Genomic DNA, 11864 nt, shown 5'->3' with positions numbered 1-11864 from the left:
ATATTCATCACGCCGTTATACATAGTTCCGTTCCATACAAATATTTACGATCTCGATCACTAAAATAAAGTTACCAAAAAAATAAAATAGAATTCCATAAAAATGGAACATAATTTTAATTATTGAGGTAATCTCATGTTTAAGAAAACTCTGGCTCTTGCTTCACTCCTTGGCGCTTCCTTTGCTTCACAAGCCGTCACCGTGGATTTACGTCATGAATACATCGACAGCGGCTCCAACGCCGATCGCGTAGCGGTTTCTCACCGTTTCGATAATGGCTTAGGTTTCGGTGTTGAAGCGAAATGGAAATCTGGCGGCGATGACGCCGACAAACCGTTAACGGAAATCGTGGGTAACGGCCACGAAGAATCCATTAACTGGCGCTGGGCTGCGACCAAGAATTTTGCGTTAACACCAGGCTTTAACATCGAAAGTAAAGATACCAACTCCATCTATAAACCGTATCTTCACGTGCAATACAGCTTTGATAACGGCGTTTATATTGCTGGCCGCTATCGTTATGAATACACCCGTAACCCGGATTCAAGCACCGTTGATAACAAGGTCAACAAATTTGATACCTGGGTAGGCTGGGCGATGGGCGACTACCGCATTGAGCTGAACTATGTTTACGCGAAGAGCACCGAAGATGTTATTCGTGAAAACAACAAAACCTATTCCAACGAATATAACGCCAAAGTGGCGTACAAATTGGATAAAAACTGGTCCCCGTATGTGGAAGTGGGCAACGTTGGTGTGAAAAGTACCGACGAACGCCAGACCCGTTTCCGCCTCGGTGTGGCTTACTCTTTCTGATTGTCTGAAGTACCTGTTTTACCCTCACGAAAACCCCGGAGCCGTTGGCCGGGGTTTTTTATATTTATGCCCGTCATACTTTGAGCCACAGGTTCGTTACTTATCTTCTTTGGACTTTTGGGCACTGTTTTTTGCATTTACTCAGGTCTGCCTAAATATGTGAGTCACAGGAAGGCGGCAACGCAGCGAGTCTTCAGGAGCTTACTGAAGTCAATGACGGGGGCGAGTAAGGCCGCCAACACACCTGTGGCTCAAAGTATGACGGGCATGGCGGCACAAAAAAAAAGCCCCCCAGGAGGAGGGCAAGGCCAGTTACAGAAACACTAACTCAAAGTTTATGCTTGCAACATCACGCGTTGCTCAGGAAGTTTCGCGATATAAAGCGCTGGTTTGCCGTCTTTATCGGAACTAAACAGAATCGCACTGTCGTCAGGTGTGAATGACGGATGCGGATGCGTCACCTGGCGGCTATTGGCAACTGTTGCCCAGGACGTATCGTGGCGCGCTACGCGGAAGTACGCTTTTTTCGCCACATCGAAAACATACAGATACGGATCGTTATCAATGGTGTAACCGCTGGTATCTTTTACATCCACCGGCGTGCCAGAACCATCGCCGACCAGTAATGTGCCGTCGAAGTTGCTCATCAGGTGAGAGCAAGCCGGCATCGGCATCACCGCTTCGTTTACGCCGGTATCCGGATTGAAGCTGTAAATCATGCGTCCCTGTTTACCTTTCAGGTAAGAGACGTACACCAGCGCGGAGCCGTTCGGCACCCAGAATTCGTGGGTGCAGCTTTCGCCTTCGGCGTGATCTTTCACTTTACGCACGTGGCTGCCATCTTCATTCACCAGCCACATCCGCGCATCCACCAGGTCGTGCGGGCCTTCATGACAAAACGCCACGGTATTGTCGTCGAATGGGCGGTAGATCGGGTGACCCAGCCAGTTCTTCTCTTCATGGATCACGCTGCTCTCGCCGCTTTGCAAATCCACGCGTAACAGGCGGCAGTGTGGGCCTTTATGGAAGAAGTCGTGGAACAGTTTCCAGTCATTGAGCGGTGTCCAGTCGCTGGCGGCGATCTCAATCCCGACCAGTTTGCTGCAATCGCTGTTTGCCACCCAGGTACCGTAGCCGACCCACTCGTCCGGCACGCGATAAATTTCGCGCTCGGCCAGCGTCTGCAAATTCACTTCGCGCAGCGTGCGATCGTTCTTCACATAATATAAAGCGCTGTCATCCGGCGAGAGGAAGCCGCCAAAGGTGTTATCGCCCGCGCCTTCCGTCAATTGCACGGCTTCGGCTTTAGCAATATCCAGCAGGTAATAATTCCAGTGGCCATCAAATTCACCGGCAAATAACAGGTGGCTGCCATCGTTGAAAAAACACTTCTGATAGAAGTAGTTCCGATGACAGGTCACTTCCGGTGGTGTTAAGCGGGTGATTTCCGCGCCGGTATCCGGATCGCGGCTGATTGCGTAATTGAGTTTTACCCGCATGCCTTTCGCCATAATTCACTCCTTTAGATGGTCCGGTGGGAAAGTTGCGCTCCCAATGATGACCACAAGTTTAAAAATAGGGTATTAATTTATCAAAACAATGTTTCAATATGTGTGATTGCTGACGCACTTTATAAGAAAATCGCCTTTGCAAGCCGGGATAACGCGCCTTGAAAATGCTTTTTTGGTAGCGGCCTTTGATTTTAAACACAAAAAATGCCGATTGGCCGTCAAAACTCAAAGATGGTCTTAAATTATTGTTTGCTATGCTTTATTTAGAATTATTCCCCTGCCTAACCGGTGAAGATGCGCTGTCAATACCAAACAATCGTGATCGGACTTACAGATTTAATAATAAGTGGCAGAAAAATTGAAACGTTGTTTTATTCATGATTGAAAACATGTTTTAGCCGGGATAAGATGCGCGTAATGAAGAAACGGAACACTGTTTCTACGTTTCGTGGAGTGACGTTTCGGTCAAAATTTACTTCGGAGGTTATTGTGGAAGTCAGACAAAGCATCCACAGTGCGCATGCGAAAACGCTGGATACCCAGGGCCTGCGCAATGAGTTTTTAGTCGAAAAAGTATTCGTTGATGACGAATACACCATGGTTTACAGCCATATTGATCGCATCATCGTCGGCGGTATTAAGCCGGTGAAGAAAACCGTTTCTGTCGGCGGCGAAGTGGGTAAACAGCTGGGCGTGACCTATTTCCTTGAGCGCCGCGAACTGGGCGTCATTAATATCGGCGGCCCGGGTACCATCACCGTTGACGGCCAGTGTTATGAAATTGGTCATCGCGATGCGTTATATGTTGGAAAAGGCGCCAAAGAGGTGGTTTTTGCCAGCATTGATAGCGCGAAACCGGCCAAGTTTTACTACAACTGCGCACCCGCACACACCACCTTCCCGACGAAAAAAGTGACGCCAGCCGATGTTGCGCCGGTGACGCTTGGCGATCCGCTGACCAGCAACCGTCGCACCATCAATAAATATTTCGTGCCGGACGTGCTGGAAACCTGCCAGTTAAGCATGGGGCTGACCGAGCTTGCGCCGGGCAACCTGTGGAACACTATGCCGTGCCATACCCATGAGCGCCGCATGGAAGTGTACTTCTATTTCAATATGGAAGAAGACGCCTGCGTATTCCATATGATGGGGCAGCCGCAGGAAACGCGTCACATTGTGATGCATAACGAGCAGGCGGTCATTTCTCCCAGCTGGTCAATCCATTCAGGCGTGGGTACGCGTGCGTACACCTTCATCTGGGGGATGGTGGGTGAGAACCAGGTCTTTGATGACATGGATCACGTCGCTGTAAAAGATCTGCGCTAATAGCGGGCAGCATAAAACCATGCCTGTCCGGTACAGGCGCTGATAGATTAAGGAATAAACATGATTCTGGATGCATTTTCTCTTCAAGGTAAGGTTGCGGTAGTAAGCGGTTGCGACACCGGTCTGGGCCAGGGTATGGCCGTGGGTCTGGCGGAAGCGGGCTGCGACATCGTCGGTATCAACATTGTTGAACCAACAGAAACCATCGAGCGCGTGACCGCGCTGGGCCGTCGTTTTCTCAGCCTGACTGCCGATCTGCGTCAGATCGACGGCATTCCGGCGCTGCTGGAGCGTGCGGTCGCCGAGTTTGGCAAAATCGACATTCTGGTAAACAACGCCGGTTTGATCCGTCGCGAAGACGCGATCAACTTCAGCGAGAAAGACTGGGACGACGTCATGAACCTGAACATCAAGAGCGTATTCTTTATGTCCCAGGCGGCGGCAAAACACTTCATCGCGCAGGGTAACGGCGGCAAGATCATCAACATTGCCTCTATGCTCTCTTTCCAGGGCGGCATCCGCGTTCCGTCTTACACCGCGTCAAAAAGCGGCGTAATGGGCGTCACGCGTCTGCTGGCGAACGAGTGGGCGAAGCACAACATCAACGTTAACGCTATCGCACCGGGTTATATGGCGACCAACAACACCCAGCAGCTGCGTGCCGACGAGCAGCGTAGCGCCGAGATCCTCGACCGTATCCCGGCGGGCCGCTGGGGGCTGCCAAGCGATTTGATGGGGCCGGTTGTGTTCCTCTCATCGAAAGCGTCCGACTACATCAACGGCTACACCATTGCTGTCGACGGCGGCTGGCTGGCGCGTTAATTCGCCTGCCGTTGCGCGCACAAAAAAACCTGCCCATGGGCAGGTTTTTTTATCTCTGCGTATTAATTGTCCATATCTTATGAATAGAAAAATCCATATCCTTTTGTCTTAATTCGCAGGCTATGTATAAAAAATCATTAAAAATAAATAAGTTAAAATTAGTTTAGTGATTAAACTATATTTTCAAAATTGTAAACTCCATCACAAAACACTATGCCACAGCGTATTTATCCATATCTTCGCGTTTTATGCACTGACGCTTTGATGCGCCGCTGACTTACTTTCATAAGACGACTTATTCTGTGCAGGCAGGAAAAAATGGCTTCTATCAGTAATGATTCTGTAGCTTTACCGCGCGCGCTGCGTGATACCCGGCGTATGAATTTGTTTGTCTCTGTTTCGGCAGCGGTCGCCGGGCTGTTGTTTGGTCTTGATATTGGGGTGATTTCCGGCGCGTTGCCGTTTATCACCGACCATTTCACGTTATCCAGCCGTTTGCAGGAATGGGTAGTGAGCAGCATGATGCTGGGTGCAGCGCTGGGTGCGCTGTTTAATGGCTGGCTCTCTTTCCGCCTTGGACGCAAATACAGCTTAATGGTGGGCGCGGTGCTGTTTGTCGCCGGCTCGCTCGGTTCCGCTTTTGCCGCCAGTGTGGAAGTGCTGCTACTTTCCCGCGTGCTGTTGGGGGTTGCGGTCGGCATTGCTTCGTATACCGCACCGCTGTATCTCTCGGAAATGGCCAGTGAAAATGTGCGCGGCAAGATGATCAGCATGTACCAGTTGATGGTCACGCTCGGCATTGTGCTGGCGTTCCTGTCTGATACTGCTTTTAGTTACAGCGGCAACTGGCGGGCGATGCTCGGTGTACTGGCGCTGCCGGCACTGTTGCTGATTGTTCTGGTGGTGTTCCTGCCCAATAGCCCGCGCTGGCTGGCGCAAAAAGGGCGGCATATTGAGGCGGAAGAGGTGCTGCGGATGCTGCGTGATACCTCGGAAAAAGCCCGCGAAGAACTTAATGAAATCCGCGAAAGCCTGAAACTGAAACAGGGCGGTTTCCAGCTGTTTAAAGCCAACCGCAATGTGCGTCGCGCCGTGTACCTCGGCATGTTATTGCAGGCGATGCAGCAGTTTACCGGCATGAACATCATCATGTATTACGCGCCGCGTATCTTCAAAATGGCCGGGTTTACCAACACTGAACAGCAGATGATCGCCACGCTGGTGGTGGGGCTGACCTTTATGTTTGCCACCTTTATCGCGGTGTTTACCGTGGATAAAGCGGGGCGCAAACCGGCGCTGAAAATTGGTTTCAGCGTGATGGCAATTGGCACCTTGATCCTCGGTTACTGCCTGATGCAGTTTGATAACGGCACCGCGTCGAGCGGGTTATCCTGGCTTTCCGTTGGGATGACGATGATCTGTATTGCCGGTTATGCGATGAGCGCCGCGCCGGTGGTGTGGATCCTGTGTTCGGAGATCCAGCCGTTGAAATGCCGTGATTTTGGCATCACCTGTTCCACCACCACAAACTGGGTGTCGAACATGATCATCGGTGCGACTTTCCTGACGTTGCTGGACGCAATTGGCGCTGCAGGTACCTTCTGGCTCTATACCGCGCTGAATCTGGCATTTGTTGGCGTCACTTTCTGGCTGATCCCGGAAACCAAAAATGTCACGCTGGAGCATATCGAGCGCCGTCTGATGGCGGGTGAAAAACTGCGTGATATCGGCATGTAAACAGAACCCCTCTCCCCGGCGGGAGAGGGCAAAATTATACCCGCGCCAGGTAGAGCGCGGGCATGCCTTCGGCATCGGAGGTGAAGAGCACCCACTGGTTATCTGGCGAGAACGACGGATGTGGGTGAGTGACCTGGCGGTCGCCATCCAGCACTTTCCAGCTACTGTTATGCTGGCAAATCGCTTTTTGTTCGCCGCTGTTAATATCAAATACCCAGATAAACGGATCGTTGAGGTGGATATCCCCGGTGTGATGCGGTGCGCCGTCACCGACCACCAGGCTGCCATCTTCATTACTCATCAGGTGCGAGCAAGGCGGGATCGCCATCAGTTGCTGGTTTTCCAGCGTGTGCGGATTTGCGCTGTAGAGATAACGGCGCGGGTCGTTTTCCTGGTGCGCCACGTAGTAGAGCGCGGAACCGTCCGGTACCCAGAATTCATGGGTAAAACTTTCTCCCGGCTTGTGCTGGCGCACCTTGCGCAGGTTGCTGCCATCTTCGTTAATCAGCCACATACGCGCATCAATCACATCACGCGGGCCTTCGTGGCAAAAGGCCACGGTCTGGTCATCAAAGGGGCGGTAAATCGGGTGACCAAGCCAGCGTTTCTCCTGCAACAGGGTGTCGCGTTTACCGCTTTGTAGATCAATACGGATCAAGCGGCATTCGGGGTGGGTAAAGTAGAAGTCACGGAATTTTTGCCAGTCGGTGAGCGGCTGCCAGTTACTCTTTTTGATTTCGATGCCGACCAGTTTGGTGCAGCTGGAGTTGGCGACCCAGGTGCCATACGCAACCCACTCGTCGTCCACCTCGTAAACGATATGCTCTTCAAGGGAGTGCAGATCAACGCGGCGCAGCTCGCGGGTGTCTTTTACGTACCACAGCGCGCTGTCATCGGCGGATAAAAAACCGCCAAACGTGTTGTCTCCCGCGCCTTCGGTGAGCTGTGTCGCTTCGCGGTTAGCGAGATCCAACAAGTAGTAATTCCAGTGGCCTTCAAATGCGCCGCCGAAAATCAGTTTCTCGCCGTCCTGGGTAAAGCATTTTTGATAGAAGTAATTACGGTGACAAACAATATGTGGTGGCGTCAGCCGGATTACCTCATGTCCGGTTTTTGCGTCTTTCTGGCTGCGGAAGGTGAGAGAGACTTTTTTCCCCTTTGCCATTACCTGCTCCTTTGATAAAAAAATACCCTGCCGCAAACGGGCAGGGTATGTCATTGCGGTAAAACCTTAGCGCATGGCGCGTTTCAGAATACGCTCAGCCTGACGCTGGAAGTCGGCCGCGGTTTCTTCAACGGATTTCTGGCCATAGTCGATGTACTGAATTGCGGTACCGAACTGGGCAACAATCTGCGGATCGTCAAAGTATGGCGATACCGAGAGTTTGGTCGGCAGAGACTGCGCCAGACGCAGACCCGCAACGGCCGGATCGCCCTCTTTGATAGCGCCATTGGCAGTCAATGTTTGCACCGCTGCTTTGCTCAGCGGCACGCCGCGTTCCAGACCCAGTGTTTCCGCGCCTTCTTTGCTGTTCAGCAGGAAATTGATCACCTGCGCAGCCTCTTTCGGATGCTTGGTGGATTTACCAATCGACAGCATTTGTGCTGGTTTAAAGAACAGACCCGCGTCTTTCGCGCCCGGCAGCATCGGGTAGTCACCCAGCACCAGTTTGGCTGGCGGCTTCAGGTTATCGGAGTATTTAGTGATGGTGGAGTTCCACATGTAAGTACCCGCCCATTCACCTTCGATCCACGGCTTCATTTCATACATGTTGCTCTTACCGAACGACGCGTAATACTTGGAGTCCGGCATCACGTGGCTATCGACCAGCTTTTTATACATCTGGAAGAATTCCACCCACTGCTCGTTGGTGTAGCTGAATTTCTTCGCTTTTTCATCCACGGCAGGAATGTTGTATTTCTGCACCATGTAGGAGTTCAGCAGCGCCAGCGTATCCTGGTGCTCCAGCACGACCGGGTAGTACTGTTTGCCGAGTTTGCTTTCAAAGGTTTTGCCCGCCGCTAACAGCTCATCCCATGTTTTCGGGAAGGCGACACCCGCTTTTTTCCACTGCTCGTCGTTGAAGTAGAACACGCGCGCGGTGACGGAAATCGGAATGCCGTTCAGCTTGCCGTCAACGGTGGTGGATTGCAGCTCTTTGGCATCGAACTGGCTTAAATCAATAATGTCTTTGACCTGGTTCAGGTCGTAAAAACCGTCGCCATTTTTGGAGAAAATCGGCAGCCAGTTCCAGTTGGTCTGCATCACGTCCGGCTCAGTGCCGCCCGCGATTTGCGTGGTCAGACGGGAGAGGTGACCGTCCCAACCGGTGTATTCAGATTTAACGGTAATGTCCGGATGCTGTTTATGAAACTCTTCCAGCGCTTTTAATGTGACCTGATGACGACCGTTGCCCCCCCACCAGGACATACGAAGATCAACATTATCAGCAGCGGTTGCGGGTACAGCGCACATGCCCAGAGTTGCGGAGATGATGGCGCCGGTAAGCACTTTTTTCATTTTTATACTCCAACGTTTGTTTAAATTTCATTCTTCAAACTGCCCCTTTGGTGGTTACATCGATGCATCCCAGCCGCTGACGTTGGTAAGCGGCTAGGATGCATCGACTTGCCGCCTCGAGGCATCCCGAATGATTTCGTTTAGTTATAAGGAAATGTTCTGTTCAGTTTTAGCGTCAAAAATATGGCATTTATTCATATCAAACTTAAAGTACACCTTCCGGTGAAGCCCCTTTTCAATCATTGGTTTAGCTTCATCAGAAGGAATTCGGGCAGTCAGTTCGTAGTCGCTGACTTTCAGGTAAACAAAGAACTCGTGACCCATGTTCTCGACGCGGACCAGATCGCCGGAGCCGCAATCGTCGCTATAAGGCTCGTCAGAAACGGAGACAAACTCCGGGCGCACACCAAAGAACACCTCTTTGTCGGCGTAATCCGCGACTTTCTCCTGCTGGCGCGCGTTCAGCGCCAGCGTTTCATGACCAACGGTGATGTGCAGTTGGTCGGCTTTTTTCACAATCTTCGCCGGTTTGATGTTCATTTCCGGCGCGCCAATAAAGCCCGCTACGAACATATTTTTCGGGAAATGGTAGAGGTTGTCCGGGGTATCCACCTGCATGATATGGCCGAGCTTCATCACACAGATGCGATCGCCCATGGTCATCGCTTCGGTCTGATCGTGCGTGACGTAGACGGTGGTTGCCGGTTTTCCAGATTTCTTTAACTGCTTGTGCAGGTCGGAAATACGGATGCGCATTGAGGCGCGCAGTTTGGCATCCAGGTTCGACAGCGGTTCGTCAAACAGGAACACATCGGGCTTTTTCACAATCGCGCGGCCAACCGCCACGCGCTGCGCCTGGCCACCGGAAAGCTGGCGCGGCAGGCGGTCCATCAACTCTTCCAGTTCCAGGATTTTCGCCGCTTCATCCACTTGTCTGTTGATCTCATCTTTCGGCATCTTGCTGAGCTTCAGGCCGAACGCGAGGTTTTCCCGCACCGTCATGTGCGGGTAAAGCGCGTAGTTCTGGAACACCATCGCAATACCGCGTGATTTTGGCGCGAGGTTGTTAACGATCTTCTCGCCGATGCGCACTTCGCCGCCGCTGATGGTTTCAAGGCCGGCCAGCATGCGCAGCGTGGTGGATTTCGCACAGCCACTTGGGCCGACAATCACCATAAATTCGCCATCGGCAATTTTCAGGTCGATACCATGTACCGCTTTGAAGCCGTTGGAGTAAACCTTTTCCAGTTTGTTGAAAATAACTTCAGCCATGATACTTCCCTCTTAACCTTTAATTCCGCTGCTGGTCACGCCCTGTACGAAGTAGCGCTGTGCCAGGAAGAAGACAATGATGGACGGCAGAATGGAGATACTCGCCATTGCCAGAATTTCGTTCCACGGCGCCCCTTCGGTGACGTCGATGGACATTTTCAGCGCCAGTGCGATCGGGTATTTATCCACGCTGTAGACATAAATCAGCGGCCCGATAAAGTCGTTCATTGACCACATGAACTGGAACAGCGCCACGGAGATAATCGCCGGTTTCAGGATTGGCACGACCACGTACCAGAGCACCTGCCAGGAGTTACAGCCATCGATTTGCGCCGCTTCTTCCATGTCGCGCGGTACGCCGCGTAAGAACTGAATCAACATAAAGACGAAGAAACCGTGGGTGGCGAATGCCGTTGGCAGATACAGCGGCATATAGCTATTGAGCATGCCCATTTCACGGAACATCAGGTATTGCGGGATCAGCAGCACGGTGCTTGGCAGCAGCATGGTGGCAATAAGCGTACCGAACCAGAAGTTCTTCCACGGGATCTCAAAGCGGGCAAAGCCGTAAGCCACAATGGTGGAAGAGATAATGGTCAGAATCACTTTCGGGATCACATACTTAAAGGTGTTGAGCATGTAGTGACCGAAGGTGTATTCCGTGCCGGTTTTCCAGCCGTTGATAAAGCCGTCCCAGGTGGCGTGGGTTGGCCACAGTCCCAGCGTGGTGAAGATCTCGTGGTTCGGTTTGAACGATGCCGAGAACATCCACGCCAGCGGGTAGAGCATTAACAGGCCGACAAAGAGCAGGATTGTATAGCGAATCCATGCGCTGATTTTCTCGCGGCGCAGCGTGCGCGCCACTTCACGTTCGGCTTCTTTCATGCCCGGCGTGAGATGTTGGATATCAGCCATTTTTGCCTCCCTTATCGGCAGAGTAGAACACCCAGTATTTCGAAGACTTAAAGGCAATGGAGGCAAAGACTGCTACGACCAGGAACAGAACCCAGGCCAGCGCCGCACCGTAGCCCATATCGAAGTACTTGAAGGCGGTGTCGTAGATGTAGAGCGAGAACAGATAGGTGTAATAGGTCGGGCCGCCGCCGGTAATGACATACGGGCCGGTAAATTCCTGAAACGCCTGCGTGGTCTGCATGATGAAGTTGAAGAAAATAACCGGCGTAATCAGCGGCACGGTGACTTTCATAAACATCTGCCATTTGCTGGCGCCATCGATCATTGCCGCTTCATACTGAGATTGCGGCACGTTTTGCAGCGCAGCAAGGAAGATGACCATCGCGGAACCGAACTGCCAGACGCGCAGCAGGGTAACGGACATCAGCGCCAGCGACGGTTCGCCGAGCCAGTTAATCGGATCCAGACCAAACACGCCGATAAAGCTGTTAAGCAGACCATCGATTGCGAACAGTGCGCGCCACAGTACGGCGATCGCCACGGAGCTCCCGAGAATGGACGGAATGTAGTAAGCCGTACGGAAAAAACCGATGCCGCGAAGTTTAAAGTTGAGCACAAAGGCAATGCCCAGCGCGAAGGCGAGCTTCAGCGGGATTGTCAAAAATACATACGCGAACGTGACGCCCATTGATTTCCAGAAGAGCGTGTCTTCGGTAAACATGTAGCGATAATTCTCAATGCCGTTAAATACCGGCGGGCTCATCAGGTCATACTCAGTAAAACTGAGAAAGAACGATGAGATGAATGGGAAAGCCGTAAAGACTATCAACCCAATAACGTAGGGTGATATCCAGGCCAATCCCAGTAGTCTGTTTTCATTCATACATACCTACCTGGCGAACAATGTGTAATACGGATTCGGAGATTAACTTTTTTCCCCCTCC

10 protein-coding genes are annotated in these 11864 nt (G+C 51.8%); 4 read left to right on the top strand and 6 right to left on the bottom strand.

Annotation, left to right across the window (positions count from 1 at the left end; all coding sequences use genetic code 11):
- Positions 1 to 135: 135 nt before the first annotated feature.
- Positions 136 to 816 carry a porin gene (locus E0L21_RS08230; RefSeq protein WP_131408401.1) on the top strand — a complete coding sequence of 227 codons (681 nt, stop codon included), beginning with the start codon at positions 136 to 138 and terminating at the stop codon, positions 814 to 816.
- A gap of 335 nt (positions 817 to 1151) precedes the next feature.
- On the opposite strand, the gene E0L21_RS08225 is transcribed toward E0L21_RS08230, so the two are convergent.
- A complete protein-coding gene (locus E0L21_RS08225) occupies positions 1152 to 2327 on the bottom strand; it encodes an oligogalacturonate lyase family protein (RefSeq protein ID WP_131408399.1) in 1176 nt (391 codons plus the stop codon).
- 489 nt (positions 2328 to 2816) lie between these two features.
- Between E0L21_RS08225 and kduI the strand changes: the two genes are divergently transcribed.
- The 3 genes from kduI (at position 2817) to araE (ending at position 6212) form a co-directional block, all read left to right on the top strand.
- The gene (kduI, locus tag E0L21_RS08220) at positions 2817 to 3653 is read left to right on the top strand and encodes a 5-dehydro-4-deoxy-D-glucuronate isomerase (RefSeq protein ID WP_131408397.1); all 837 of its coding nucleotides are present in this window, start codon (positions 2817 to 2819) and stop codon (positions 3651 to 3653) included.
- A gap of 60 nt (positions 3654 to 3713) precedes the next feature.
- Positions 3714 to 4475, top strand: a complete 762-nt coding sequence (gene kduD / locus E0L21_RS08215; protein ID WP_131408395.1) for a 2-dehydro-3-deoxy-D-gluconate 5-dehydrogenase KduD — start codon at positions 3714 to 3716, stop codon at positions 4473 to 4475.
- 318 nt (positions 4476 to 4793) lie between these two features.
- Positions 4794 to 6212: an arabinose-proton symporter AraE gene (gene araE / locus E0L21_RS08210; RefSeq protein WP_131408393.1), complete on the top strand. Its 1419-nt coding sequence runs from the start codon at positions 4794 to 4796 to the stop codon at positions 6210 to 6212.
- A gap of 34 nt (positions 6213 to 6246) precedes the next feature.
- On the opposite strand, the gene E0L21_RS08205 is transcribed toward araE, so the two are convergent.
- The 5 genes from E0L21_RS08205 to E0L21_RS08185 all read right to left on the bottom strand — a co-directional run bounded on the left by E0L21_RS08205 (position 6247) and on the right by E0L21_RS08185 (position 11803).
- Positions 6247 to 7377 (bottom strand): oligogalacturonate lyase family protein, encoded by a 1131-nt coding sequence (locus E0L21_RS08205; RefSeq protein ID WP_131408391.1) that lies wholly within the window; start codon positions 7375 to 7377, stop codon positions 6247 to 6249.
- Positions 7378 to 7443: 66 nt separating this feature from the next.
- Entirely contained in the window at positions 7444 to 8733 is a 1290-nt protein-coding gene (locus E0L21_RS08200; protein ID WP_131408389.1) for an ABC transporter substrate-binding protein, read from the bottom strand.
- Between the two features lie 144 nt (positions 8734 to 8877).
- Positions 8878 to 10005 (bottom strand): ABC transporter ATP-binding protein, encoded by a 1128-nt coding sequence (locus E0L21_RS08195; protein ID WP_131408387.1) that lies wholly within the window; start codon positions 10003 to 10005, stop codon positions 8878 to 8880.
- 12 nt (positions 10006 to 10017) lie between these two features.
- Positions 10018 to 10920, bottom strand: a complete 903-nt coding sequence (locus E0L21_RS08190; protein WP_017457666.1) for a carbohydrate ABC transporter permease — start codon at positions 10918 to 10920, stop codon at positions 10018 to 10020.
- Complete coding sequence (locus tag E0L21_RS08185; RefSeq protein ID WP_025263850.1) at positions 10913 to 11803, bottom strand: carbohydrate ABC transporter permease; 891 nt, start codon at positions 11801 to 11803, stop codon at positions 10913 to 10915. The genes E0L21_RS08190 and E0L21_RS08185 overlap by 8 nt, the downstream gene beginning before the upstream one ends.
- Positions 11804 to 11864: the final 61 nt, after the last annotated feature.

The organism is Kosakonia quasisacchari (assembly GCF_004331415.1).
Classification (GTDB): domain Bacteria; phylum Pseudomonadota; class Gammaproteobacteria; order Enterobacterales; family Enterobacteriaceae; genus Kosakonia; species Kosakonia quasisacchari.
This window is presented reverse-complemented; position numbering and strand designations above follow the sequence as displayed.

Excerpts from the sequence above, each read along its gene's own strand:
- E0L21_RS08230 (WP_131408401.1), top strand. The coding sequence starts at position 136 with ATGTTTAAGAAAACTCTGGCTCTTGCTTCACTCCTTGGCGCTTCCTTT.
- E0L21_RS08225 (WP_131408399.1), bottom strand. The coding sequence starts at position 2,327 with ATGGCGAAAGGCATGCGGGTAAAACTCAATTACGCAATCAGCCGCGAT.
- kduD (WP_131408395.1), top strand. The coding sequence starts at position 3,714 with ATGATTCTGGATGCATTTTCTCTTCAAGGTAAGGTTGCGGTAGTAAGC.
- araE (WP_131408393.1), top strand. The coding sequence starts at position 4,794 with ATGGCTTCTATCAGTAATGATTCTGTAGCTTTACCGCGCGCGCTGCGT.
- E0L21_RS08205 (WP_131408391.1), bottom strand. The coding sequence starts at position 7,377 with ATGGCAAAGGGGAAAAAAGTCTCTCTCACCTTCCGCAGCCAGAAAGAC.
- E0L21_RS08200 (WP_131408389.1), bottom strand. The coding sequence starts at position 8,733 with ATGAAAAAAGTGCTTACCGGCGCCATCATCTCCGCAACTCTGGGCATG.
- E0L21_RS08195 (WP_131408387.1), bottom strand. The coding sequence starts at position 10,005 with ATGGCTGAAGTTATTTTCAACAAACTGGAAAAGGTTTACTCCAACGGC.
- E0L21_RS08190 (WP_017457666.1), bottom strand. The coding sequence starts at position 10,920 with ATGGCTGATATCCAACATCTCACGCCGGGCATGAAAGAAGCCGAACGT.
- E0L21_RS08185 (WP_025263850.1), bottom strand. The coding sequence starts at position 11,803 with ATGAATGAAAACAGACTACTGGGATTGGCCTGGATATCACCCTACGTT.